Genomic DNA, 23,163 nt, shown 5'->3' with positions numbered 1-23,163 from the left:
GCCTTCGTGGCCGCGCAGGACACCGGTCGAGAACGTCCAGGCCACCTGCAGCTGCTTAACGTTGCTGGCATTGATCTGGTCGAGCTTCGAATAGCGCGTGTTGGCGTAATCGACCGTCTGCAGCACGGGCTCGTCGGCGATGGCCGGGCCGGACGCAAAGAGACAGAGCAGGAGGGCCACGGCTCGTTTCATAGCTGACATCGGCGATCCTCCAACATGGCGTGCGCGTTCCGGCGGCTCCTCTATCATCGGATGCGGATCGATTCGCGGGCTTCCTTGCCGCTGGGATCGGGGCGATCATGTCTACCGTCATCCTTGCCATCCCGCCCGAACTCGTCTATGCGCCGCAGCTCGCGTTCGCTCCGGCTGGGGGCTGAACGGACGGTGCCGGCTTGTCCGGCATGCGGAGTTCGCTCCATCGTCCCGTGTCTCCGCCTTCGATCAACCGCTCGGGCCTTCAAACGGCTCGAAGGGCTTGGCGCCGGGTGAAACGCGTTGAACCGGCCCGACGATCGACATCCGCACATCCGTGCCGTCGGGCCCCTTTTGCTATGAAGGGCCCGTTATGCCTCTCTACGAACACGTCTTCCTGGCGCGCCAGGACGTGACGGCCCAGCAGGTCGAGACCATGGTCGAGACCTACAAGGGCGTCATCGAAGCCAACGGCGGCAAGGTCGAGAAGATCGAGATGTGGGGCGTGAAGTCCCTCGCCTACCGCATCAAGAAGAACCGCAAGGCGCATTTCACGCTCCTCAACGTCGACGCCCCCCCGGCGGCTCTCGCCGAGATGGAGCGCCAGATGCAGATCTCCGAGGACGTCCTGCGCTTCATGACCGTCCGCGTCGAAGAGCTCGAGTCCGAGCCGTCGGCGATGATGCAGAAGCGCGACCGCGACGACCGCAAGGATCGTGAGCGCGGCCGTCGTCGTGACGACGAAGGCTTCGGTGGTGGTGGATTCGGTGGCGACCGGGATCGTGGCGACCGCGGTGATCGCGGCGACCGTCCCGAGCGCAGCTTCGGCGGGGAGAACTAAGCCATGGGTTTCGGTGCTGGACCTGGTGCGGCTCCTGCCGCTGGTGGTGGTGGTGGTGCGGGCGGCGGACGTCGTCCCTTCTTCCGTCGTCGCAAGACCTGCCCGTTCTCGGGCGCGAACGCTCCCAAGATCGACTACAAGGATGTCAAGCTCCTGTCGCGCTACGTTTCCGAGCGCGGCAAGATCGTGCCGTCGCGCATCACGGCGGTGTCGGCCAAGAAGCAGCGTGAACTCGCCCAGGCGATCAAGCGCGCCCGCTTCCTCGGCTTCCTCCCCTACGTGATCAAGTAAGACCATCGTCCTGGCTCGGTTCGATCCGGGCCAGGACGCCCGCCGCCCGCGCGGCGGCGCAGAATCTTTACTTCCGCTGCCACAGGTCGGCGGAAACATTCTTCGTATCGGCCGCATGCGCGCTGCCGGACGTCGTTGGGGCGAAATGAAACGCCTCTAACCCTGCCCTTTTCCGGGACAGCGGGACAGCGGGATCGATGACACAGTTTCTCGGTATCGGCATCGGCGCGGGCCTCGTCTCCGCACTCCTCTTCGGCGTCCTGCTGAAGGGCACTTTGCTGTCGATCGTTCTCTATCTGCTCGCCCCGCTCCCGATCCTGATCGTGGGCCTCGGCTGGAGCCACAAGGCCGCCCTCGTCGCTGCGATCACGGGCGCCATCGCGCTCTCCTTCCTGCAGCCCTTCCTCGGCCTCGGCTTCCTCGCCTATCTGGCGCTGCCGGCCTGGTGGCTGGCCTATCTCGCCCTGCTCGGCCGCCCGAATGCCGACGGCACCATGGAATGGTACCCGACCGGGCGGCTTCTCGCCTGGACCGCCGGCACCGCCGGGCTCGCCTTCGTCGCCATCGCGGTCATCGCGTCGCCGAACTTCGAGACCTTCCAGACCCAGTTGCGCGGGATGACGCGCACGCTGGTGACGATGCAGGGCAAGACCCGTGCGACGCCCCCCGCCGCTGCACCTGCAGGAACCCCTTCGACGACGGAGAATCCCGCGCCGGTAGAGAATGCCCCGCCCACGGAGACGCCAGCGACTCAGCCAGAATCGGATGCGAAGACGGCGCCCTCCGCCGAACCCGGCACCGACCAGCAGAACGCTGTGGCGGATGCCCTGGCGACGATCGCCCCCGGACTGGCGACGCAGGGTCTTGCCGTGCTGCTCACCTTCTATCTCTGGGCCGCGGGCCGGATCGTGCGCATTTCCGGCCGCCTGCCTCGGCCCTGGCCCGACATCCCCTCAACCGCGATGCCGCGCTCCGTCCTCGGCATCCTGGGAGCGGCCTTCGTGCTGGCCCTGGTGCCCGGCTATCCAGGCGTCCTCGGCGTTTGCCTCATCGGTGCGCTGACCGCCGCCTTCGCCATGCAGGGCCTCGCCGCCTTCCACGACCGCAGCCGTGGCCGGCCCGGACGCATGGCCCTCCTGTTCGGGCTCTATCTCATCCTGTTCTTCACGCAGGGCGTCGCCCTTTTCGCCCTGACGCTGTTCGGCCTCGCCGACACCGCCTTCAACCGGCGCCGTCCCAAGGAAGACGCCGGACGAACCTGAGGCCCGTCTCCCGCGTCACGCGGCCGGATCTCTCTCGACACACCCCACCCCAGCAAGGACCAAGATCATGGAAGTCATCCTCCTCGAGCGCGTCGCCAAACTCGGCCAGATGGGCGAGACCGTGAACGTGAAGCCGGGCTACGCCCGCAACTTCCTTCTCGCCCGCGGCAAGGCCCTGCGCGCCACCGCCGGCAACAAGAAGCATTTCGAGACCCAGCGCGCGCAGCTCGAAGCCCGCAACCTGGAGCGCAAGACCGAGGCCCAGTCCGTCGCCGAGACCCTCGAGGGCAAGAGCTTCGTGCTGATCCGTCAGTCGGGCGAGACCGGCGTGCTCTACGGTTCGGTCTCCACCCGCGATCTCGCCGAAGTCGTCACCGCTGAGGGCTTCACCGTCGGCCGCGATCAGTTCGCCCTCAACCAGCCGATCAAGACGCTGGGCCTGCACAACGTGCCGGTGGTGCTGCACCCCGAGGTCGAGGTGACCGTCACCGTCAACGTCGCCCGTTCGCCGGAAGAGGCCGAGCGTCAGGCCCGCGGCGAATCGACCACCGAGCGTGAGGCGTTCAACCTCGACGACCTCGGCCTCGAAGTCGGCGCCGCTCTCGCCGAGGCCGGCGACGACCGCGAGTAAGCTGCATCCACGACCGGTGGAGAACGGGGATCGTCGCCCGAAGGGGTTGACTGGTTCCCGATTTGTTCCAGCATGGCGCCTGTCATCCCGAAAGGGGTGGCGGGCGTTTTTCGTGTCGCAATCCGGGCACACTCCATCCCGCCCGGCCACCTCATCCTGAGGTGCCGGAGCGCAGCGGAGGCCTCGAAGGAGGCCTCCAGTTCGCACGGTGGGTTCTGGAGCCCTCCTTCGAGGCCCGCTGAAGCGGGCACCTCAGGATGAGGTGAGAGGGGCGGCGCGAAAGGCGCGTCGCGCGAATCGGCTAAGGTTCGGCTAACCATGCCTGGGCCATGGTCGTGCGGTAGCGGAATGATGCGGCGACGGAATCGCCGCGCGGTGTCGAAGAAGTCGGAGCCTCGAGTCAGCCCATGGCCCTGCCCAACGCCCTGACGGCAAACCTACAGAGCGTCACGCAGGAGTTCCGCGTCGCGCCCCACAACATCGATGCGGAACAGGCGCTGCTCGGCGCGATCCTCGTCAACAACGACGCCTATTACCGGATCTCGGACTTCCTCCTGCCCGAGCATTTCATGGAGGATGTCCACCGCAAGATCTTCGAGGTCGCCGCCTCGCTGATCAAGGTCGGCAAGCTCGCGACCCCGATCACGCTCAAGACCTATCTCGGTGACGCCGATCTCGGCGGCCAGACGGTGATGCAGTATCTCGCCCGCCTCGCGGCCGAGGCGACCACCGTCATCAACGCGGGCGATTACGGCCGCACCATCTACGATCTCGCCATTCGCCGCCGGCTGATCACCATCGGCGAGGATCTGGTCAACGGTGCCTATGAGGCGCCGGTGGAATCCTCGCCCCGCGACCAGATCGAGGGCACCGAGCGCCGGCTCTACGAGCTCGCCGAATCGGGCAAGTACGATGGCGGCTTCCAGAAATTCTCCGATGCGCTGACTGCCGCCGTGGACATGGCCGCCAAGGCCTACCAGCGCGACGGCAAGCTCTCGGGCATCGCTACCGGCCTGTCGGATCTCGACGCCAAGATGGGCGGTCTGCAATCCTCCGACTTGATCATCCTCGCCGGCCGTCCGGCCATGGGCAAGACTTCGCTGGTGACCAACATCGCCTTCAACGTCGCCAAGGCCTATCGGGGCGAGAAGCAGCCCGACGGGCGGATCGAGACCAAGAACGGCGGCATCGTCGGGTTCTTCTCCCTCGAAATGTCGGCCGAGCAGCTGGCCACCCGTATCATCGCCGAGCAATCCGGCGTGCCGTCCTACAAGATCCGCCGCGGCGACATCCGGCCGGAGGACTTCTACAAGATCACCGATGCCGCCCGGGACATGCAGACGATCCCGTTCTACATCGACCAGACCGGCGGCATCTCCATCGCGCAGCTCGCCGCCCGCGCCCGCCGCCTGAAGCGCCAGAAGGGTCTCGACCTCCTCATCATCGACTATCTGCAGCTGCTCTCCGGTTCGGGTAAGCGCAGCGACAACCGCGTGCAGGAGATGACCGAGATCACCACCGGCATGAAGGCGCTGGCCAAGGAACTCGCGGTGCCGATCATCGGCCTGTCGCAGCTCTCGCGTCAGGTGGAGAATCGCGACGACAAGCGCCCGCAGCTCTCCGACCTTCGCGAATCGGGCTCGATCGAGCAGGACGCCGACGTGGTGATGTTCGTGTTCCGCGAGGAATATTACGTCAACAACAAGAAGCCGCGCGAAGGCACGGAGGAGTTCTTCGCCTGGGAGGCGGAGATGAACCGCGTCCACGGCAAGGCCGAAGTCATCCTCGGCAAGCAGCGCCACGGCCCCACCGGCACGGTGGAGCTGCAGTTCGACGCCAACATCACGCGCTTCTCGGATCTGGCCAGCGAAGACCGGATGCCGGAGCGCATGTAATCGGTTCCATACCGCCGAGTGAGGGTGACCCTCTTCCTTCTTGTGGGGAGGAGTTGGAGGCGGGTATCGGTCCCCTAGCCTCAGCCAATCGAGGGGCCCCCAATCACCCCCGCTCCTAACCTCTCGCCACAAGGCTGAGATGGACGCGGCCCGCTTGAAAGAGCGGATGTAAATCCTTTAGCGCCGCCCTGAGGAGCGAAGGGCGCTACAGAGACCGTCGACTCTATGGTCCACCCTGCGAGAGACGGTAGACTCCGCTTCCTCACATGAGATCTGCAGGCAGCGGAGACTGCCCCATCACCGCGCTCGAACGAGATCCTGCAATGTCGATCGCTCATCCGGAGGCCGCCATTCACGGCGCCCGCCTCACCATCGACCTCGCGGCCATCGCCGAGAACTGGCGCCGGCTCGGCGCGCAGGCCCCGCATATCCCCTGCGCCGCCGTGGTGAAGGCCGACGCCTATGGCTGCGGTCTGGACGTGGTTGCCCCGGTCCTGTGGCAGGCCGGCTGCCGGACGTTCTTCGTCGCCCATGCGAGCGAGGCGATCATCGCGCGGTCGCTCCTGCCGGAAGCCACGATCTACGTCCTCAACGGCCTCGCTCCCGGCAGCGGCCCCATCCTCGCCGCGCATACCCTGCGCCCGGTCCTCGGGTCGCGCGAGGAACTCGAGGAATGGGTGGCGCTGGGTGCAGAGGCGGGGAGACCGCTCGCCGCGGCTCTTCACATCGATACGGGTATGAACCGCCTCGGCCTGACAGTCCCCGAAGCCCTGGCTCTCGCCGGAGACCCGATCATCCCAGCGGCGGGGATCGACCTGCTGATGAGCCATCTCGTCAGTGCCGAACGGCCCGACGAGGCGATCAACCGACGCCAGTGCGAGGACTTCGATGCGGTACGCCGCGCCTTTCCGGGCATTCCGGGTTCGTTCGCGAATTCTTCCGGCTGCTATCTCGGCGCAGGCATCGCGAACGACATGCTCCGGCCGGGCTACGCCCTGTTCGGCGGCAACCCGATGCCGGGACGCCCGAACCCGATGCGGCCGGTCGTGCGCCTCGAAGCGCGGATCGCCCAGATCCGCGACGTGGAGACGGGGGACAGCGCCGGCTACAATTCCCGCTGGACCGCTCCCGGTCCGCGACGGCTCGCCACCCTCTCCATCGGCTATGCCGACGGGTATCCGCGCTCGGCGAGTGGTCGCGGCCATGCCCTCGTCGGCGGGGTGCCCTGCCCCATCGTCGGCCTGATCTCAATGGACCTCATCATCCTCGACGTCACCGATGCGCCTGAGGCCCGTCGCGGCGAACCGGCGGTTCTCATCGGTGATTCCCTCGACGTGGACAGTGTAGGCCACGCCGCCGGCACCATCGGCTACGAAATCCTGACCGGCCTTGGTTCACGATATGTTCGTCGTTATGTAGAGTCTACCGACTGATCCGGCGATTCCAAATCCACCGCCTCATCCTGAGGTGCCGAAGCGAAGCGTAGGCCTCGAAGGAGAACTCCAGATGGCGCCGCCGGCCCTGAAGGTCTCCTTCGAGGTCCGCTGGCGCGGTCACCTCAGGATGAGGGCGCGGGTTGGATGGCCGCAGACTGTCGTCCGTGCTTCTTCAAAAGGCGATCATGGCCAAGATCCACCAGACCTTCGTCTGCCAATCCTGCGGCGCCGTCTACAATCGCTGGCGCGGGCGCTGCGAAGCCTGCAACGGCTGGAACACGATCGTCGAGGAAACGGGCGCGAGCGGCCCGCAGGCCGGGCCGGTCAAGACGCGGCCGAGCCGGGCGCGGGGGCGGGTGTTTCCTCTGGAAGGGCTCACCGGCGAGGCCCGCGAGGCCCCGCGCATTCCCTCCGGCATCGGCGAACTCGACCGGGTCACCGGCGGCGGCTTCGTGCGCGGCTCGGTGATCCTGCTCGGTGGCGATCCCGGCATCGGCAAGTCGACCCTGCTGATGCAGGCCACCGCCGCCATGGCGTGGACGGGTGAGCGCGTGGTCTACATCTCCGGCGAGGAGGCGGTGGCGCAGGTGCGCCTGCGGGCCGAGCGCCTCGGCTTGTCGAGCGCGTCGGTGGATCTCGCCGCCGAGACCAATGTCGAGGACATCGTCGAGACCCTGAGCCAGGGGCGCCCACCGGCCCTGGCCATCATCGATTCGATTCAGACCATGTGGACGGAGACGGTGGAATCCGCCCCCGGCACGGTGACCCAGGTCCGATCCTCGGCCCAATCGCTGATCCGGTTCGCCAAGACCACCGGGACGGCGGTGATCCTCGTCGGCCACGTGACGAAGGACGGACAGATCGCCGGTCCCCGCGTGGTGGAGCACATGGTCGATGCCGTCGCCTCGTTCGAGGGCGACCAAGGCCATCACTTCCGCATCCTGCGGGCGGTGAAGAACCGCTTCGGCCCCACCGACGAGATCGGCGTGTTCGAAATGACCGATCGGGGCCTCGCGGAGGTGCCAAACCCCTCGGCGCTCTTCCTCGCGGGGCGCGACCATGCGGCACCGGGCACCGCGGTCTTCGCCGGCATGGAGGGCACACGGCCCCTGCTGGTGGAGATCCAGGCCCTGGTGGCGCCTTCCTCCCTCGGCACGCCGCGCCGCGCAGTGGTCGGATGGGATCCCAACCGCCTGTCCATGGTGCTCGCGGTGCTGGAGGCTCATGGCGGTATCCGGCTCGGCACCCACGACGTCTATCTCAATGTCGCAGGGGGCCTGCGCATCACGGAGCCGGCGGCCGACCTTGCCGTAGCGGCCGCCCTGGTCTCGTCGCTGTCGGGCGCGGCCCTGCCGGGCGAGACCGTCTATTTCGGCGAGATCGGTCTCTCCGGAGCGATCCGACCGGTGGCGCAGGCACCATCGCGTTTGAAGGAAGCGTTGAAGCTCGGCTTCGCCAAAGCCGTCACGCCACAGGGGCGCAACGAGGTCGGCGACAATTCCTTGCCTACGGAAGCCCTGCGCCACATTGCGGATCTCGTGGCCGGCATCGCCAGCGGCGCGCCCAAACGCGGCCGGCCCGAGCGCAACCCGGCGCGATACGAATACGAAGACGACGAGTGAGGCCCGCGAAGGGAGGGCGTACCGGAGGGTGACGGCCGAGTTTCCGCACGATATACAGGCGCGGCGGCGAGGGGGAGCCGCACGAGCAGGCCATCGTCAGCCCCTCTGCCCCGTGCGACCATACCAATCAATGCCGTTTTCCGTTCTCGATCTGGCCGTTCTCGGCATCGTCGTCATCTCGGCCCTTCTGGCCGCCGTCCGCGGCGCGACGCGCGAGGTTCTCGCCATCGTCGCCTGGGTCGCCGCCGCCGCAGTGGCCTGGAAGCTCTATCCCCTGCTGCTGCCCACGGTGAGCCAGCACGTCTCCAATGCCACCGTTGCGCTGGTGGCTTCCATCGCCACCATCTTCCTCCTCACCCTCGTCATCGTGTCGATCATCACGGTGAAGGTCTCCGACATGATCCTCGATTCGCGCATCGGCGCGATCGACCGGTCCCTCGGTTTCGTCTTCGGCGCTGGGCGCGGATTCCTCATCTGCGTGATCGGCTGGGTATTCCTGGCCTGGCTGGTCCAGGGCAAGATGCCTGATTGGGCAGCGCAGGCTCGCAGCCGCCCGATGCTCGAGAAATCGGGCGACGCCCTGGTGGCGCAGCTGCCGGAGAACCCGGAAGGGTTCCTGAAGCAGTTCAAGAAGTCCAAGGGCGACGGCACGGCGGACCCGGTCGAGCCGGCCGGTGAGGGCGATACGGCGCCCGCGCAACGCCGGACGGAGTCGCCCGCACGACGCTGACCTTCTCACGCAGCGCGTCTGATCTGCGTGGCAAGCCGCTTGGTTGCGGAACCAAGGCCGACTAAATGACGGCTTCTTGCAGGAAGCGGCCGTCGTCATAAAACGGTCGCAGGATGCAAGCCGGTCCGTGGACGGTGCCGAAACCGGCAGCGGCGGGCCACCTTAGGATCGCAGAACCAGATGTCAGCACGCAGCGCGAGCGCCCGCCATTCGGTCGACGTGGTGGATGGGCTGGACCGGGACGGGGACACGCTGCGCGAAGAGTGCGGCGTCTTCGGCATTTTCGGCCATCCGGACGCCTCCGCCATCGTGGCGCTCGGCCTCCACGCCCTCCAGCACCGGGGCCAGGAGGCGGCAGGCATCGTCTCCTTCGACGGGCACATCTTCCATTCCGAACGCCGGCCCGGGCTCGTCGGCGATTCGTTCTCCGACCGCTCCACCATCGAGCATCTCGAAGGCTCGGCCGCCATCGGCCACGTGCGCTACTCGACGACCGGAGGCACGATCCTCCGCAACGTCCAGCCGCTCTTCGCCGAACTCGCCAGCGGCGGCCTCGCGGTGGCCCATAACGGCAACCTCACCAATGCCCTCTCCATCCGCCGCGACCTCGTCCGCGACGGCGCGATCACGCAGTCGACCTCCGACACGGAAGTGATCCTGCACCTCGCCGCCCGCAGCCGCGCGCCCCTGATCGTCGAGCGCTTCACCGAAGCCCTGCGGCAGGTCCAGGGCGCCTACGCCATCGTGGCGCTGACCAACAAGAAGCTCATCGGTGCCCGCGACCCCCTCGGCATCCGCCCGCTGGTCATCGGCGAACTCGACGGCCGCTACATCCTCGCCTCGGAAACCTGTGCTCTCGACATTATCGGCGCGAAGTTCATCCGCGACGTGGAGAACGGCGAGATCGTCGTCATCTCCGAGGAAGGCATCGAATCGATCCGGTTCGCGCCGGCGCAGCCCATGCGCCCCTGTATCTTCGAGTACATCTACTTCGCCCGGCCGGATTCCGTAGTGAACGGCAAGAGCGTCTATTCCGTCCGCAAGAATATCGGCCACGAACTGGCCCGCGAATCCGCCACCGCCGCCGATGTGGTGATCCCGGTGCCGGATTCCGGCGTGCCGGCAGCCCTCGGCTTCGCCCAGGAGACCGGTCTGCCCTTCGAGATGGGGATCATCCGCAACCATTATGTCGGGCGCACCTTCATCCAGCCGACCCAGTCGGTGCGTGAACTCGGCGTGCGGATGAAGCATTCGGCCAACCGCGCCGTGGTGGAAGGCAAGCGCATCGTCCTCGTGGACGACAGCCTCGTGCGCGGGACCACATCGGTGAAGATCGTGCGGATGATGCGCGAGGCCGGTGCCAAGGAAGTGCATTTCCGCATCGCCTCGCCGCCGATCACCTATCCGGATTTCTACGGCATCGACACGCCTGAGCGCGAGAAGCTGCTCGCCGCCACCCACGACCTCGAAGGCATGCGCCGCTACATCGGCGCTGATTCCCTGGCCTTCCTGTCGATCGAGGGCCTGTACAAGGCCATGGGCGAGGAGAGCCGCAACGAATCCTGCCCGCAATATACCGACCATTGCTTCACGGGCGACTACCCGACCGGCCTGACCGACCTCGCCATCGCCGGGCCGAAGCGTCTCGCGATGCTCGCCGAAGCAGATTGATCCGACCCATGACGAAGCCCCTCGACGGCCGTATCGCCCTCGTCACCGGCTGCTCGCGCGGCATCGGCCGGGCGGCGGCCCTGGCCTTGGCCGAGGCCGGGGCTCACATTGTCGCCGTCGCCAGGACGCAAGGGGCGCTGGAAGAACTGGACGACGCGATCCGGCAGGCGGGATCGAGCGCGACACTCGTCCCCCTCGACCTGACCGATTTCGACGCGATCGACCGGCTCGGCCTAAGCATCTACGAGCGCTGGCAGAAACTCGACGTGGTCGTGGGCAATGCCGGTATCCTCGGCAATCTGACGCCCCTCGGCCACGTGACGCCCAAGACCTGGACGCAGGTGATGGACATCAACGTCACCGCCAACTGGCGCTTGCTCCGTTCCGTCGACCCGCTGTTGCGGAGGTCGGATGCGGGCCGCGCTATCTTTGTCACCTCCGGCGCCGCGCAGAAATGCAAGGCCTATTGGGGGCCGTACTCGGTTTCGAAGGCCGCTCTCGACGCCCTCGTGCGCACCTACGCGGCGGAGACCGAGACCACGCCGATCAAGGCCATGCTGCTTAATCCCGGCCCCCTCCGCACCTCCATGCGCAAGGCGGCGATGCCGGGCGAGGACGAGACGACACTGAAGACTCCAGACGACCTCGCACCGCATTTCGTGCGTCTCGCGAGCCGGGATTGGGATCAATCGGGCAAGATCTACGATTTCCCCAGCGACCGGGTGCTGACGCCGCAGATGGCGGCTTAGCTTTTCTGTCACCCATAACCTGCCCGCGACCTCATCCTGAGGTGCTGGAGCGAAGCGAAGGCCTCGAAGGAGGGCTCCAGGACTCGCAGTGCGGTCTGGAGCCCTCCGTCGAGGCCGCTTCGCGGCACCTCAGGATGAGGTCGGTGGCGGGAGTGACCCGCCTTCATCGAGGTTTCCATCATGATCGACGTTCGCTGCATCTGCGCCATCGGCCTGCGCGGCCAGTTGGGCCTCAACGGGCACCTGCCCTGGGAGGGCAACACCGATCCGCTCTTCGTTGAGGACGTGACGCGCTTCTTCGCGCTGACCATGGGGCACGTGCTGATCGCCGGGCCAAAGACCGTGGCCTCCGTGCCGGACTTCGCCTTCAAGGACCGCACCATCGACGTCATCCGCAGCCACGAGGACCCGGAAGAGGTGCTCAAGCGCTATCCGGGCCGGCGCATCTTCGTCGGCGGCGGCATCACGGTCTGGAACGTTTACGCCAAGTACATCCAAAACTGGGACATCACCCGCCTGCCCTATGACGGCGAGGCCGACCGCTGGTTCGATCCGGCCTGGCTGGTGGGTGGCGCATTGCGAAGCTGAGGAGCAACGACCTTTCGCCCTACGAGTTGATGGAGGTCGCTCGCAGGATGATGGCATGACCGCGCATAGCTACCGTTTCGGCATCGAGGAGGAATACTTCCTGGCCGATGCCGAGACGCGAGGGACGCCGCGGCGGTCGGTGAAGCCGTTCCATACCGAAGCGAGCGAGCGCCTGCCCGAGATCGGGCGCGAGATGTTGCAGTGTCAGGTGGAGGTCTGCACCCCGCCCTCCACGGAGTTCGGCGAGGCGAGAGAGATCCTGGCCGGGCAGCGCGACGCCCTCGGCCGGCTGGCCAGAAAACACGAGCTTATGGTCTTCGCCGCCGGCACCCATCCGGTGGCGGATTGGGCGCGGCAATTGCCCACGAAGGGCGAGCGCTATCGCGGCATCCTCAAGGATGTGGGCCTCGCCGGCCGCCGCAGCCTGATCTGTGGCATGCATGTCCATGTGGAAGTGCCCGATCCCGCGGCCCGGATCGACCTGATGAACCGGCTGCTGCCGTTCCAGCCCCTGCTCTTCGCGCTCTCGGCCTCGTCCCCGTTCTGGCAGGGCAAGCCGACGGGGCTCACCGCCTACCGCCTGAGTGCCTTCGGCGAATTGCCCCGAACGGGATTGCCGCAGCTCTTCTCCGGTCCAGAGGCATATGAGCGCTACCTGCGGATCATGACCAAGGCCGGTTCGATCCAGGATGCCAGCTTCCTGTGGTGGTCGCTTCGTCCGTCGATCAAGTTTCCCACGCTGGAGCTTCGCGTGGCGGATTCCTGCACCCGGCTTGAGGATGCTCTCACGGTGGCGGCACTCTTCCGCTGCCTCGTGCGCTGCGTCGTGCGCCAGCCGGACCTCAACGCCGATCTCGACGGCGTCTCTCTCGCCCTGGCCGAGGAAAACCTCTGGCGCACCCAGCGCAGCGGCACCGAGGCCGAGATCATCGACGAAACCAGTGAGGATGCCCTCCCCTTCGCCGACGCCCTCGACAAGGTGCTGGCTCTCATCGATGCGGATGCCGATGCGCTCGGCTGCGGCGCGGAGGTCGAGCGCGCCCGCACCATCGTGGCGAAGGGCACCAGCGCCGACCGTCAGATCGCCGTGTTCGAAGCCGCGCGCGAGAAGGGCCGCACCAACCGTCAGGGACTGGACGACGTGGTGGATTGGCTGAGCGAAACGACCTGCGGGTCGTGAAGCTCAGCCCTTGTTGTCCTTGTCGAACGGGTTCTTCGAGGTGCGCAGGGACAGCCGGATCGGCACGCCGGGCAGGTCGAAGGCTTCGCGCAGGTTGTTGACGAGATAGCGCGTGTAGGATTTCGGCAGGCCGTCGAGCTGGTTGCCGAACAGGGCGAAGTGCGGCGGGCGGCTCTTCACCTGGGTGGCGTAGCGGATCTTGATGCGGCGGCCGGCCACCGCCGGCGGCGGGTTGCGCTGGGTCGCCGCGCTGAGCCAATCGTTGATCTTGGAGGTGGAGACGCGGCGGTTCCAGACCTCGAATGTCTCGGTCACGGCCTTCATCAGCGCGTCGATGCCGTCACCGGCCAACCCCGACAATGGAACTACGGAGACACCGCGCACCTGCGGTAGCAGGCGGGTGCAATCCTCCCGCAGCTTCTTCAGCAGGCCGGGCTGGTCCGCCACGAGATCCCACTTGTTGAGGCCGATGACCACGGCCCTGCCCTCGCTCTCGATGAGATCGATGATGGTCAGGTCCTGCTTCTCGAACGGGATCGTGGCATCGAGGAGCACCACCACCACCTCGGCGAAGCGCACGGCGCGCAGGCCGTCCGACACGGCGAGCTTTTCGAGCTTGTCGTCGATGCGGGCCTTGCGGCGCATGCCGGCGGTATCGTGGAGCTTGATGCGGCGGCCGCGCCATTCCCAGTCGAGGGAGATCGAATCCCGCGTGATGCCGGCCTCGGGCCCGACGAGCAGGCGCTCTTCGCCGAGCATCCGGTTGATGAGGGTGGACTTGCCGGCATTGGGGCGGCCGACGATGGCGACCTTCAGCGAGCGATTCGACGGGTCGTCGTCGTACCCCTCTTCCTCGTCGTCGAGCTTGGGCAGAGCCTCGGTGAGCGCGTCATGCAGCTCGCCGATACCCTCGCCATGTTCGGCCGAGAACGGGATCGGGTCGCCGAGCCCGAGGGAGAACGCCTCGTAGGCGCCGGACAGACCGGTGCCGCCCTCGGCCTTGTTGGCAACGAGCACCACCGGGCAGCCGGCCCGGCGCACCAGTTCGGCGAAAGGCTGGTCGGCGGGGAGGATGCCGGCACGGGCATCGATGACGAACAGCACGACGTCGGCTTCGAGGATCGCGGCTTCGGTCTGTGCGCGCATGCGGCCGAGCAGCGAATCGGCATCGGCCTGTTCGAGGCCCGCCGTATCGATGATGCGAAACACCAATCCGCCGAAGTTGACGTCGCCCTCGCGCCGGTCGCGGGTCACGCCGGGGCGATCGTCCACGAGGGCGAGCTTCTTGCCCACCAGACGGTTGAAGAGGGTCGACTTGCCGACATTCGGCCGTCCGACGATAGCGACGGTCGGCATGTCCATGGTGGTCTCGATTCAGTCGTCGTACGGAGAAAATTCGTCGTGCAGGCGTCGTGCCGAAATTCGGCTCAGCGCGTCACGGGCGGGGGTGCGGCCGGCTCGGAGGCGGGAGCCGCGGTCACCGTGACCGGACCGCCGGCCACGAGGGCAGCATAGACCTCGATACGCTGGCGCAGGTTCGCCGGCGTCTGCGGATCGGCGACGATCTGGTCGAACCAGCGCCCGGCGGCATCGTATTCGCCGCGCTTCAGCGCCACGAGTCCGAGCATTTCGCGAGCGGTGTGGCGGAACGCGCCGGTCGGGGCGGCGAGCCCCTGGAGACTGGCGAGCGCGGTATCGGGATTCTGCTGGTCGAGGCGGATCAGGGCGGCGCGCAGGCGGGCGAGGTCGCGCAGGCCATCGCTGAGCTTGGTGTCGGCGGCCAGCGCATCGTACTCGGTCGCGCCGGCGGCGGCGTCGCGCTTGGTGGTCTCGGTGGCGGAGCGGAACCGGGCCAGCATCCGGTAGCCGCCCGGTGCATCGGCTTCCAGCGCCTCGAAGGCTTTGTCGGCCTCCGTACCCCTGCCATCCTTGGCGAGACGATTGGCGGCCTCGAACTTCTCCGACGCCGCTTCCGCACGGACGCGCTGATCGTGCTGCCAGTAGCGATAGCCCCCGACGCCGGCCACAACGAGAATCGCAACAGCGATGATCAGACCACTGTAGCGCTTCCAGATCCGGGCGACCTGATCGCGGCGATAGTCTTCGTTGACCTCGCGGATGAACTCGTTGTTCTCGGCCATATCGTCTCACGCCGACCGCGATACGATCGACGGCCTTGAGGAAAATCCAAGCCCGGCGCGTAGCACAGCGCAGCCGGCTTGGCGACTGGATAGCTTGGAGAGCGGCGAGCTGTGAGTGCGGCCGGTCTCAGGCCTGCCCCGGCCAGGCCGCCACGCCGATGAGCAACGGGTGGAGATATTTGGCGAAGGCGAACCAGACGACGAAGCCGACAACGACTGCGATCGCATCGTTGCGCCAGCCGGCCGGGGCTGCGACGGCGCCATGCTGGGCGGCCACCGCGCCAGCCGACAGGGCGCGGCGCTTGGCGTTGATCCGGGCGATCACCGCCCAGGCGAGGAAGCTACCGAACAGCAGGATCGAGCCGAGGTCGCCATTGGCGAGGAGATGGGCCGTCGCCCAGATCTTCACCGCCAGCAGCATCGGGTGCTTGGCCCGCGCCCGGATGTGGCCGGGCAGGTAGGCGGAGGCCAGAGCGATGAAGGCGAGGAGCGTCAGCAGCAGCGCGAGATGGCGCGTCCAGACCGGCGGGTTCCAGACCTGGATGTAGCCATCCGCGCGGTATTGTCCGAAACCATAGGCGATGAGCACGATGCCGACGATCGACAGCACGGTATAGCCGAGCTTGAACCGGCTCTCGCCGACCTCGTCGATGACGCCCGCGCGCTTGGCCCTCAGCATGGAGAAGGCGTGCGTGCCGAGGAACAGCACGAGGCCGAGGATGAGGATGAGCATGAAGGGCCTTCGAATCGAGCCTGTGGATCGCGGGAGCCGCGCCAGGCCGGGTGAAGCAGACTGTAACGGTTCAAAACCCAAACCGGCGCGGATGTCCAGGCTCATCCGATGACGCGGCTTCTCGCGCTCCTCCTGCTCGTCCTGCTTCCTCAAGAGGTCGCGGCGCGGTCCGAACCGCCGCTTTCCGCCCTCACCCTGGTCGGAGCGCCGACGACGATATTCAAGGCCGGTCGCGATGCCTGCGACGGGGCGGACGTGCCGGACGCCTCCGCCCGAGCCTTCCGCGACTCAGCGGGCGGCGTCGCCCTGTTCGGCATGCATTACCGCAACAGGGCCCTGCGCGGACCGAGCCTCGACCAGTTGAAGCTCGACTGCGCCGTGGTGCTCGAATCCGGCGAGAAGGCCGATCCGGCGGCCTATGACGACCGCTCCTGGATCACGGCCACATGGACGGAGGACGGCAAGGCCGTCTCGGCCCTCCTCCACCACGAGTACCAAGCCAACGAGCACGAGGGCCGCTGCCGCTCGAAGGTCTATATCGAGTGCTGGTACAACACGATCGTCGCCGCTTCTTCCGGCGATGGCGGGCGCAGCTTCACCCGCGCCAAGCCGCCCGTCATTGTGGCGGGGGCGCCGTTCCGTCAGGAGGTCGGCCAGGGCCGGCAGCGGGGCTTCTTCAATCCATCGAACATCGTGGCGGACGGGCGCTGGCGCTACGTGCTCATCGCCACCACCGGCTGGTCTTCCGGCGGCAGCGAGCAATCCGCCGGGGCCTGCCTGTTCCGCACCGACACGCCGTCCGATCCGACGCGCTGGCGGGCCTGGACCGGGCTCGGCTTCACCGCCGCCTTCCCCGATCCCTACACCAAGCCGACCCTGCTCACCGAACCGTGCAAGCCGTTGGAGCCGTTCGGCCTGCCCGTGGGCGCGGTGGTGCGCCACCGCGGCACGGGGGCCTGGATCGCCGTCTTCATGGCCGCGGCCGGCGCCAAGGTTCCGCAATCCGGTTTCTACTGGACGACGTCACGCGACCTCCTCACCTGGGATCAGCCGCGCCTGCTCCTCGCCGGCGCCACGCTCTACGACGATCCCTGCACGGCCAAGGGCGACCTCATCGCCTATCCGTCGATTCTCGATCCACAGGCGACCGGCCGCAACTTCGACGATGTGGGCGACACCGCCCTCCTCACCTACGTGACGCTGCGCCGGGAGGGCTGCCAGGTGACCTCGGACCGCGACCTCGTCCGCAGACCATTGGCGCTCAAGGTCTGGCCGTAAGGCGGAAGCGGATCGTCATCACGGCCGGCCCCTATCCGGCATGGGGCGGACTTCGTTACCGAGACCGTGCCGTTGGAGACGAACCTGCCGGCCCGGCGGCATCGCACGTCTCCGTGTCAGAACTTCACCAGTTCCACGCGCCGGTTCTTTGCCCTGCCCTCCTCGCTGCCATTGGAGGCGACCGGACTGGCGGCCCCGAAGCCCTTGGCTCTCAGCCGATCCTTCGCGACGCCGGATGCGATGAGCCTGGCCATGACCGCCCTGGCGCGGCCATCGGAGAGCGACTCATTGTGCCCGGCGGACCCGGTCTCGTCGGTGTAACCGTTGATCGCCAATTTGAGACCTGGATTTGTCTTCAGCAGGCTCGTCACCGCTTCGATCTGAGACGCGGAATCCGGCAGGATCTCGGTCTTGTCGGTGGCGAAATTGACATGGATCACCGCCCGCCCGGTCTTGTCGATGTCCTGTTTCAATTGGTCTGCGGGCAGCAGGCCAGCGGTCTGCGCGAAGGACTTTGTTTCTATGATGGTCCAGCTCGCGTTGTTGCTGCCGGGCACGAAATGCACCCAGATCTGCCGGTCCGGACGGCGGATCACCCATGTCTGCGTCCGTTCGGAGTAGACGTTACCGAGGCCTTCATACATGCCCATCTTGACCTCCTCCGGCAGGGTATCGGTCACTGAGGTGGGCATCTGGCTGTCGGTGAGCTTTCGAGCACCGGCCTGGGTCAGCACGGCCTCGATGTTCCTCTTCAACTCATAGGACGAGTAGGTCTCGCCGTCCTTGGCACCGATGAGGGACAGGAAGACCTTGCCGTCGACGTCGTGGAGCGCGGTGCCCGTCCAGAACGGAAAATGCCCGAATTCGCGCGTCTCGGGCGGGTTCACCGGCTGGTAGCCCGCGGGCAGCGCGAAATAGGGAAAGCCGCCGAGGGGCATGGTCGAGACGGGAATGTCGTCGAGCGCCACGGCGCCCGGTATGGTCCCGCCCCCGGGAGACGATGGACCCGCGACCGGCTCGGCCCTGCTCTCGCTCGCGGCATAGGTGAGCGCCAACAGAATCCAGACCAGCTTCAATGCTCTCATCATCCACTCCGCCAAGATGATGGCGCCGACAGACCGGGCCGTCGTCGACAGCATTACGGGAAGGCGGGCCTTCAGGGGGGCAAGAGATGCCACGCCAGCGCCCGGTGTCGAGTCGGACGGATGTCCGATGGACCCCGACCGCCCCCTTTGCCGACCACGCGACCTTGCTGCCCTCGGCCGCACTGGCTATATTACTGGATACATCTGGAGCCGATCATGGGAAGTTCGCAGAATCGCGCCATCCGGAATTATCGCTCTCGCCTTGGCGAGCGTGGCCTCGCGCGTTTCGAAGTGCTCGGACGAGATACCGATCGCGACCTCATCCGGTCGCTCGCCAGACGCTTGTCCGAAGACACGCCCGAAGCCTCGGAGCTTCGTGCGACCGTCAGCCAGTCGATCGCTGGCGCTCCGCCCAAACCAGGCGGCATCCTCGCTGCGTTGCGGCGTTCGCCCCTGGTGAATGCGGAACTCGATCTTTCCCGCCCCCTTGAAGAGGGACGCAAGGTCGACTTGTGACGCGCTATCTCTTGGACACCAACATCATCAGCAACGTCGTCAAGCCGCAGCCGTCGGACTCACTTCTGGCGTGGATGTCGACTCAGCGCGATGAGGACCTATTCATCGCGTCATTGACCGTCGCTGAAATCCGCCGCGGGATTTTGGAGAAGCCACGGGGGAAAAAGCGCGAGGCGCTCGAGAGATGGTTCTCCGGACCGGAAGGACCCCAAGCGCTGTTTATGGGCCGTGTCCTCTCGTTCGACGACAAAGCAGGCCTGATCTGGGCACAGCTGATGGCGGCGGGGAAAACGGCCGGCAACCCGCGCAGCGGGCTCGACATGATCATCGCCGCAATCGCCGGTGCGAATGACTGCGTGGTCGTCACCGACAACGAAAAGGATTTCGCCGGAGTCGAAATCCTCAATCCTATGCGCGGATCGATCTGATGCAGCGCCGGGGTCCCGAACGGCTCGGAACGGCGAATTCTATCCCACTCTATCAGCGTGTCGTGGGGTGATTCGGCGCAACGTCAGCGACGCCCGAAATCACTCCCACTCGATCGTGCCGGGCGGCTTCGAGGTGATGTCGTAGGTCACCCGGTTGATGCCCTTGACCTCGTTGATGATGCGGGTGGCGACGCGGCCGAGGAAGGCCATGTCGAAGGGGTAGAAATCCGCCGTCATGCCGTCGACCGAGGTGACCGCGCGGAGCGCACAGACATGGTCGTAGGTGCGGCCGTCGCCCATCACGCCCACGGTCTTCACCGGCAGGATCACCGCGAAGGCCTGCCAGATCGTGTCGTAGAGGCCGGCCTTGCGGATCTCGTCGAGATAGATCGCATCGGCTTTCCGCAAAGCCTCCAGTTTCTCGGCCGTGATGGTGCCGGGGCAGCGGATGGCGAGGCCGGGGCCGGGGAACGGGTGGCGGCCGACGAAAGCCTCCGGCAGGCCGAGCTCCTTGCCGAGCACCCGGACCTCGTCCTTGAACAGTTCGCGCAGGGGCTCGACGAGCTGCATGTTCATGCGCTCGGGCAGGCCGCCGACATTGTGGTGGCTCTTGATCGTCACCGAGGGGCCGCCGGTGAAGGACACGCTCTCGATCACGTCGGGGTAGAGCGTCCCCTGGGCCAGGAAGGCGGCGCCGCCGATCTTCTTCGCCTCCTCGTCGAACACGTCGATGAACAGGCGGCCGATGGTCTTGCGCTTGATCTCCGGGTCGCTGACGCCTTCGAGCTCGCCCAGGAACAGCTCCTGCGCCTGAACATGGACCAGGGGGATGTTGTAATGGTCGCGGAACAGCCGCACGACCTCATCGGCCTCGCCCATGCGGAGCAGGCCGTGATCGACGAAGACGCAGGTGAGCTGGTCGCCGATCGCCTCGTGGATCAGCACCGCCGCCACTGAGGAATCGACGCCGCCCGACAGGCCGCAGATCACCCGCTCCTTGCCGACCTGCTCGCGGATCTTGGCGATGGCCTCCTCGCGGTAGGCGCCCATGGTCCAGTCACCGGTGCAGCCGGCGATGTCGCGCACGAAGTTGCGGATCAGCAGAGCGCCGTGCGGGGTATGGGCCACCTCCGGGTGGAACTGGACCGCGTAGTAGTTGCGCGACTCGTCGGCCACCGCCGCGAAGGGCGCGTTCTTCGACAGGGCGACGGTGGTGAAACCGTCGGGGAGCTTGGTCACCCGGTCGCCGTGGCTCATCCAGACCGGATAATGCTCGCCCACATGCCAGACGCCCTTGAACAGGGGACAGTCCGAAATGATCTCGATCTCGGCGCGGCCGAACTCGGCATGGTGCCCGCCCTCGACCTCGCCGCCGAGCTGGGCCGCCATGGTCTGCTGGCCGTAGCAAATGCCGAAGACCGGCACGCCCGAATCGAACACCACCTGGGGCGTGCGGGGCGAGGCCTCGGTCGTCACCGATTCGGGGCCGCCGGAGAGGATCACGCCCTTCGGCTTCGATTCGGCGAAGGCCTCAGCCGCCTTGGTGAAGGGGACGATCTCGCAATAGACACCCTCCTCACGCACGCGCCGTGCGATGAGCTGGGTCACCTGGCTGCCGAAATCGACGATGAGGATCTTGTCGTGGTCGGTATTCATGGATCGGAGTTAGACGAGGCCCCGCCATGGTGCAACGCGCAGCGTCCGCAGGGCACACGTCGCCCACATGCATCGGGCGTGGCCCTGCCTAGCGAAGGACGGAAGGCGGGATAATTAACAAAGGATTCACACAATCTGCGCGATTCATCCCGCCCTTCCAACAGACAGGAGCTTACGCAATGAGAGCAACCCTCTTCGGATTGGCAGCCATCACCCTCGCTGGCATCGGCTCGGCATCGGCTCTGCCGCTCGCCGGCATGACCCTTTCCGCCCCCGCCACCGCGATCGAGCAGGCGCGGGTCGTCTCGCGCACTGTCGTCAGGGGCCCCCGCTGCCGGACGGTCGTGACGAAGCGTCGGGGTCCGTATGGCCGGGTGACGATGGTGCGTACGCGCCGCTGCTTCTGAGCACCGACCTTCGCGCCATCGACTCGGTGGCGCGAAGGCGCCGCTGGAATGGCTCGCTCTCAGAGCCATTCCAGCGGCTTTCACGCCCGGAGGATGCCACGATGGCGACGGTGTCGTCGGCCGCCCGGCAAGGAGGGCCGGCGGTCGAGGCGCATCAGCCGCGCCGTTCCAGGGTGGCGACGTAGAAGCCGTCCGTGCCCGTGAGGGCCGGACTCATCTGCAGGCCGTGCTCGGTGAACCGCACCACCCCGGCGAGGCCCGGCGCATGGTCGGCGGCGATCTTCTCGGCCGGCAGGACCGTCAGCCCGCCATTCGCCCGTGCGAGGATGCCGTCGATGGCCGCGTCGTTCTCCTCCCGCAGCAACGAACAAGTGATGTAGGTGATCCGCCCGCCCGGCCGCACCAGGCGCGACGCCCGGTCGAGCACCTCGGCCTGGTCCGTGACACGCGCGCTGAGGGAGCCGGGGCGCAGCCGCCACTTGGCGTCGGGGTTGCGCCGCCATGTCCCCGAGCCGGTGCAGGGCGCGTCGACCACCACCCGGTCCACGGTACCGTCGAGGTCGCCGAGCACATCGGCCCGCGCGCGCCCGGCGCGCGGGGTGCGGATCTCGGCCTCGGCACCCGACCGGCGCAGCCGATCATGGATCGGGGCGAGCCGGCGCGGGTCGTCGTCGGTGGCGATGAGCCGTCCCTCGTTCCGCATCATGGCCGCGAGGGCGAGGGTCTTGCCGCCGCCGCCCGCGCAGAGATCGACCACGGTCTCGCCGGCGCGCGCGCCGGTCAGGGCGCCGGCGATTTGGGAGCCCTCGTCCTGAATCTCGTACCAGCCGTCGAGGAATTCCGGCTCAACATGCAGGGCGGGACCGCGACCATCCTCGCCGATGGGAATGCGCAGGCCATTCGGGGCATGCGGCGTCACCGCAGGTGACAGATGCGTCAGCCCGGCCAGGGCCGTCTCGCGATCGCGCTTGAGGGTGTTGATCCGGATATCGAGGGGTGCGCGGCGGGCGAGCGCGCGCAGCTCCTCCAGCAGGGCATCGCCGAACAGGTGGCCGAGGGAGGGTAGGATCCAGTCCGGGACGTCGCCGGCCACATGGGGCGGTGCATCGGCGAGCGAGCCCTCGGCGATGGCCGTGCGCTCGGCGTCGGTCAGGGGATCGGGCGCGAAGCGCTCGCCGGAGAACAGCTCGCCGATGGTGGGCGCCGCGAGTCCGTGCTGCAGCCGCAGCATGCCGATGAGGATGGCGCGCGGGGCCTCGTCCCCCATGATCCAGGCGGATGAAGCCCGGCGGCGCAGGGCGTCGTAGACGAGGCTCGCGATGGCCGCGCGGTCGCCGGAACCGGCGAAGCGATGGGCGAGGCCCCAATCCTTGAGGGCATCCGCGGCCGGACGGCGTCGCCCGGCAATGTCGGCGAGCACTTCTATAGCGGCGGAGAGACGGGCGGGAGGGGTCAGGACGAAATCCTCAAGGTTAGGGAAGGGTGACCGCGGTCGATCGTCGCCGCGATACGGTCACGCTTTGAGCCGGGGTTGGACACATTACAGCCGAGCTTCCGGCGAGATCAGCCCTCAGACCGGCAGGGTGGCGGATCTGTCTCGTGGCCTTGCTGCGCCAGAGCCCACTGCGTCAACGTACGGAGCTTCGCAATCGTCATGTCGCCCATCATTCACCTGACCCTCGCGGGCATCGTCCTCATGAGCGTCGCCGCCTGCTCCACCGCCCCCGCCGTCGATCTGACGCCTCCGCCCCAGCGCCCCTACGATGCAAAAACTCAGCTGGAATACGGCAACCCGCCCCCGCCGCCGCCGGCCCCGCGCTACTGAGCGACC

23 protein-coding genes and 1 pseudogene are annotated in these 23,163 nt (G+C 67.1%); 17 read left to right on the top strand and 7 right to left on the bottom strand.

The window, feature by feature from the left end; genetic code table 11:
* Positions 1-192: pseudogene (locus tag ASF32_RS19865) on the bottom strand (PQQ-dependent dehydrogenase, methanol/ethanol family); the annotation flags it as partial.
* A 373-nt stretch (positions 193-565) separates the two neighbouring features.
* Between ASF32_RS19865 and rpsF the strand changes: the two are divergent.
* The 12 genes from rpsF (at position 566) to ASF32_RS19805 (ending at position 13,088) form a co-directional block, all read left to right on the top strand.
* The gene (gene rpsF / locus ASF32_RS19860; RefSeq protein WP_018045048.1) at positions 566-1,033 is read left to right on the top strand and encodes a 30S ribosomal protein S6; all 468 of its coding nucleotides are present in this window, start codon (positions 566-568) and stop codon (positions 1,031-1,033) included.
* A 3-nt stretch (positions 1,034-1,036) separates the two neighbouring features.
* Entirely contained in the window at positions 1,037-1,324 is a 288-nt protein-coding gene (gene rpsR / locus ASF32_RS19855) for a 30S ribosomal protein S18 (protein ID WP_056432380.1), read from the top strand.
* A 197-nt stretch (positions 1,325-1,521) separates the two neighbouring features.
* Entirely contained in the window at positions 1,522-2,586 is a 1,065-nt protein-coding gene (locus tag ASF32_RS19850) for a hypothetical protein (protein ID WP_056432375.1), read from the top strand.
* A gap of 67 nt (positions 2,587-2,653) precedes the next feature.
* On the top strand, positions 2,654-3,217 hold the full coding sequence (rplI, locus tag ASF32_RS19845; protein ID WP_056140488.1) for a 50S ribosomal protein L9: 564 nt from the start codon (positions 2,654-2,656) through the stop codon (positions 3,215-3,217).
* Positions 3,218-3,624: 407 nt separating this feature from the next.
* Positions 3,625-5,112: a replicative DNA helicase gene (locus ASF32_RS19840; RefSeq protein ID WP_056254796.1), complete on the top strand. Its 1,488-nt coding sequence runs from the start codon at positions 3,625-3,627 to the stop codon at positions 5,110-5,112.
* 323 nt (positions 5,113-5,435) lie between these two features.
* Positions 5,436-6,545: an alanine racemase gene (gene alr, locus ASF32_RS19835; RefSeq protein WP_082469928.1), complete on the top strand. Its 1,110-nt coding sequence runs from the start codon at positions 5,436-5,438 to the stop codon at positions 6,543-6,545.
* A gap of 188 nt (positions 6,546-6,733) precedes the next feature.
* The gene (gene radA, locus ASF32_RS19830) at positions 6,734-8,170 is read left to right on the top strand and encodes a DNA repair protein RadA (protein WP_056432520.1); all 1,437 of its coding nucleotides are present in this window, start codon (positions 6,734-6,736) and stop codon (positions 8,168-8,170) included.
* A 130-nt stretch (positions 8,171-8,300) separates the two neighbouring features.
* On the top strand, positions 8,301-8,900 hold the full coding sequence (locus ASF32_RS19825) for a CvpA family protein (RefSeq protein ID WP_056432373.1): 600 nt from the start codon (positions 8,301-8,303) through the stop codon (positions 8,898-8,900).
* Positions 8,901-9,080: 180 nt separating this feature from the next.
* Positions 9,081-10,571: an amidophosphoribosyltransferase gene (gene purF / locus ASF32_RS19820; RefSeq protein ID WP_018045057.1), complete on the top strand. Its 1,491-nt coding sequence runs from the start codon at positions 9,081-9,083 to the stop codon at positions 10,569-10,571.
* Positions 10,572-10,579: 8 nt separating this feature from the next.
* On the top strand, positions 10,580-11,320 hold the full coding sequence (locus tag ASF32_RS19815) for an SDR family NAD(P)-dependent oxidoreductase (protein WP_056432370.1): 741 nt from the start codon (positions 10,580-10,582) through the stop codon (positions 11,318-11,320).
* Positions 11,321-11,500: 180 nt separating this feature from the next.
* Complete coding sequence (locus ASF32_RS19810; protein WP_056432367.1) at positions 11,501-11,908, top strand: dihydrofolate reductase; 408 nt, start codon at positions 11,501-11,503, stop codon at positions 11,906-11,908.
* 55 nt (positions 11,909-11,963) lie between these two features.
* Entirely contained in the window at positions 11,964-13,088 is a 1,125-nt protein-coding gene (locus ASF32_RS19805) for a carboxylate-amine ligase (protein WP_056432364.1), read from the top strand.
* Between the two features lie 3 nt (positions 13,089-13,091).
* Here the strand turns inward: ASF32_RS19805 and der are convergent, their stop codons facing one another.
* The 3 genes from der to ASF32_RS19790 all read right to left on the bottom strand — a co-directional run bounded on the left by der (position 13,092) and on the right by ASF32_RS19790 (position 15,962).
* Positions 13,092-14,450 (bottom strand): ribosome biogenesis GTPase Der, encoded by a 1,359-nt coding sequence (gene der / locus ASF32_RS19800; protein ID WP_056432361.1) that lies wholly within the window; start codon positions 14,448-14,450, stop codon positions 13,092-13,094.
* Positions 14,451-14,515: 65 nt separating this feature from the next.
* Positions 14,516-15,229, bottom strand: coding sequence for a tetratricopeptide repeat protein (locus ASF32_RS19795; protein WP_056432359.1), 714 nt, complete (start codon positions 15,227-15,229; stop codon positions 14,516-14,518).
* A gap of 127 nt (positions 15,230-15,356) precedes the next feature.
* On the bottom strand, positions 15,357-15,962 hold the full coding sequence (locus ASF32_RS19790) for an NnrU family protein (protein ID WP_056432356.1): 606 nt from the start codon (positions 15,960-15,962) through the stop codon (positions 15,357-15,359).
* Between the two features lie 108 nt (positions 15,963-16,070).
* Here ASF32_RS19790 and ASF32_RS19785 point away from each other — a divergent pair, with 108 nt between their 5' ends.
* On the top strand, positions 16,071-17,240 hold the full coding sequence (locus ASF32_RS19785) for a hypothetical protein (RefSeq protein ID WP_056432353.1): 1,170 nt from the start codon (positions 16,071-16,073) through the stop codon (positions 17,238-17,240).
* Between the two features lie 116 nt (positions 17,241-17,356).
* On the opposite strand, the gene ASF32_RS19780 is transcribed toward ASF32_RS19785, so the two are convergent.
* A complete protein-coding gene (locus ASF32_RS19780) occupies positions 17,357-18,325 on the bottom strand; it encodes an OmpA family protein (protein WP_056432517.1) in 969 nt (322 codons plus the stop codon).
* 216 nt (positions 18,326-18,541) lie between these two features.
* Here ASF32_RS19780 and ASF32_RS19775 point away from each other — a divergent pair, with 216 nt between their 5' ends.
* Both ASF32_RS19775 and ASF32_RS19770 read left to right on the top strand, forming a co-directional pair.
* Entirely contained in the window at positions 18,542-18,841 is a 300-nt protein-coding gene (locus ASF32_RS19775; protein ID WP_056432350.1) for a hypothetical protein, read from the top strand.
* Positions 18,838-19,269, top strand: a complete 432-nt coding sequence (locus ASF32_RS19770) for a type II toxin-antitoxin system VapC family toxin (protein ID WP_056432346.1) — start codon at positions 18,838-18,840, stop codon at positions 19,267-19,269. The genes ASF32_RS19775 and ASF32_RS19770 overlap by 4 nt, the downstream gene beginning before the upstream one ends.
* 99 nt (positions 19,270-19,368) lie before the next feature.
* On the opposite strand, the gene guaA is transcribed toward ASF32_RS19770, so the two are convergent.
* Entirely contained in the window at positions 19,369-20,925 is a 1,557-nt protein-coding gene (guaA, locus tag ASF32_RS19765) for a glutamine-hydrolyzing GMP synthase (protein WP_056432343.1), read from the bottom strand.
* Positions 20,926-21,104: 179 nt separating this feature from the next.
* Between guaA and ASF32_RS19760 the strand changes: the two genes are divergently transcribed.
* Entirely contained in the window at positions 21,105-21,332 is a 228-nt protein-coding gene (locus tag ASF32_RS19760; RefSeq protein WP_056432338.1) for a hypothetical protein, read from the top strand.
* 154 nt (positions 21,333-21,486) lie between these two features.
* Here the strand turns inward: ASF32_RS19760 and ASF32_RS19755 are convergent, their stop codons facing one another.
* Positions 21,487-22,788 carry an RsmB/NOP family class I SAM-dependent RNA methyltransferase gene (locus ASF32_RS19755; RefSeq protein ID WP_056432334.1) on the bottom strand — a complete coding sequence of 434 codons (1,302 nt, stop codon included), beginning with the start codon at positions 22,786-22,788 and terminating at the stop codon, positions 21,487-21,489.
* 198 nt (positions 22,789-22,986) lie between these two features.
* Here ASF32_RS19755 and ASF32_RS26045 point away from each other — a divergent pair, with 198 nt between their 5' ends.
* Positions 22,987-23,157, top strand: a complete 171-nt coding sequence (locus tag ASF32_RS26045) for a hypothetical protein (protein WP_200919196.1) — start codon at positions 22,987-22,989, stop codon at positions 23,155-23,157.
* Positions 23,158-23,163: the final 6 nt, after the last annotated feature.

The sequence above is a fragment of the Methylobacterium sp. Leaf91 genome (genome assembly GCF_001422815.1).
Lineage (GTDB): Bacteria > Pseudomonadota > Alphaproteobacteria > Rhizobiales > Beijerinckiaceae > Methylobacterium.
This window is presented reverse-complemented; position numbering and strand designations above follow the sequence as displayed.

What these genes read in the sequence shown, in the direction of transcription:
- rpsF (WP_018045048.1), top strand. Translation starts at nt 566, where the DNA reads ATGCCTCTCTACGAACACGTCTTCCTGGCGCGCCAGGACGTGACGGCC.
- rpsR (WP_056432380.1), top strand. Translation starts at nt 1,037, where the DNA reads ATGGGTTTCGGTGCTGGACCTGGTGCGGCTCCTGCCGCTGGTGGTGGT.
- ASF32_RS19850 (WP_056432375.1), top strand. Translation starts at nt 1,522, where the DNA reads ATGACACAGTTTCTCGGTATCGGCATCGGCGCGGGCCTCGTCTCCGCA.
- rplI (WP_056140488.1), top strand. Translation starts at nt 2,654, where the DNA reads ATGGAAGTCATCCTCCTCGAGCGCGTCGCCAAACTCGGCCAGATGGGC.
- ASF32_RS19840 (WP_056254796.1), top strand. Translation starts at nt 3,625, where the DNA reads ATGGCCCTGCCCAACGCCCTGACGGCAAACCTACAGAGCGTCACGCAG.
- alr (WP_082469928.1), top strand. Translation starts at nt 5,436, where the DNA reads ATGTCGATCGCTCATCCGGAGGCCGCCATTCACGGCGCCCGCCTCACC.
- radA (WP_056432520.1), top strand. Translation starts at nt 6,734, where the DNA reads ATGGCCAAGATCCACCAGACCTTCGTCTGCCAATCCTGCGGCGCCGTC.
- ASF32_RS19825 (WP_056432373.1), top strand. Translation starts at nt 8,301, where the DNA reads ATGCCGTTTTCCGTTCTCGATCTGGCCGTTCTCGGCATCGTCGTCATC.
- purF (WP_018045057.1), top strand. Translation starts at nt 9,081, where the DNA reads ATGTCAGCACGCAGCGCGAGCGCCCGCCATTCGGTCGACGTGGTGGAT.
- ASF32_RS19815 (WP_056432370.1), top strand. Translation starts at nt 10,580, where the DNA reads ATGACGAAGCCCCTCGACGGCCGTATCGCCCTCGTCACCGGCTGCTCG.
- ASF32_RS19810 (WP_056432367.1), top strand. Translation starts at nt 11,501, where the DNA reads ATGATCGACGTTCGCTGCATCTGCGCCATCGGCCTGCGCGGCCAGTTG.
- ASF32_RS19805 (WP_056432364.1), top strand. Translation starts at nt 11,964, where the DNA reads ATGACCGCGCATAGCTACCGTTTCGGCATCGAGGAGGAATACTTCCTG.
- der (WP_056432361.1), bottom strand. Translation starts at nt 14,450, where the DNA reads ATGGACATGCCGACCGTCGCTATCGTCGGACGGCCGAATGTCGGCAAG.
- ASF32_RS19795 (WP_056432359.1), bottom strand. Translation starts at nt 15,229, where the DNA reads ATGGCCGAGAACAACGAGTTCATCCGCGAGGTCAACGAAGACTATCGC.
- ASF32_RS19790 (WP_056432356.1), bottom strand. Translation starts at nt 15,962, where the DNA reads ATGCTCATCCTCATCCTCGGCCTCGTGCTGTTCCTCGGCACGCACGCC.
- ASF32_RS19785 (WP_056432353.1), top strand. Translation starts at nt 16,071, where the DNA reads ATGACGCGGCTTCTCGCGCTCCTCCTGCTCGTCCTGCTTCCTCAAGAG.
- ASF32_RS19780 (WP_056432517.1), bottom strand. Translation starts at nt 18,325, where the DNA reads ATGAGAGCATTGAAGCTGGTCTGGATTCTGTTGGCGCTCACCTATGCC.
- ASF32_RS19775 (WP_056432350.1), top strand. Translation starts at nt 18,542, where the DNA reads ATGGGAAGTTCGCAGAATCGCGCCATCCGGAATTATCGCTCTCGCCTT.
- guaA (WP_056432343.1), bottom strand. Translation starts at nt 20,925, where the DNA reads ATGAATACCGACCACGACAAGATCCTCATCGTCGATTTCGGCAGCCAG.
- ASF32_RS19760 (WP_056432338.1), top strand. Translation starts at nt 21,105, where the DNA reads ATGAGAGCAACCCTCTTCGGATTGGCAGCCATCACCCTCGCTGGCATC.
- ASF32_RS26045 (WP_200919196.1), top strand. Translation starts at nt 22,987, where the DNA reads ATGTCGCCCATCATTCACCTGACCCTCGCGGGCATCGTCCTCATGAGC.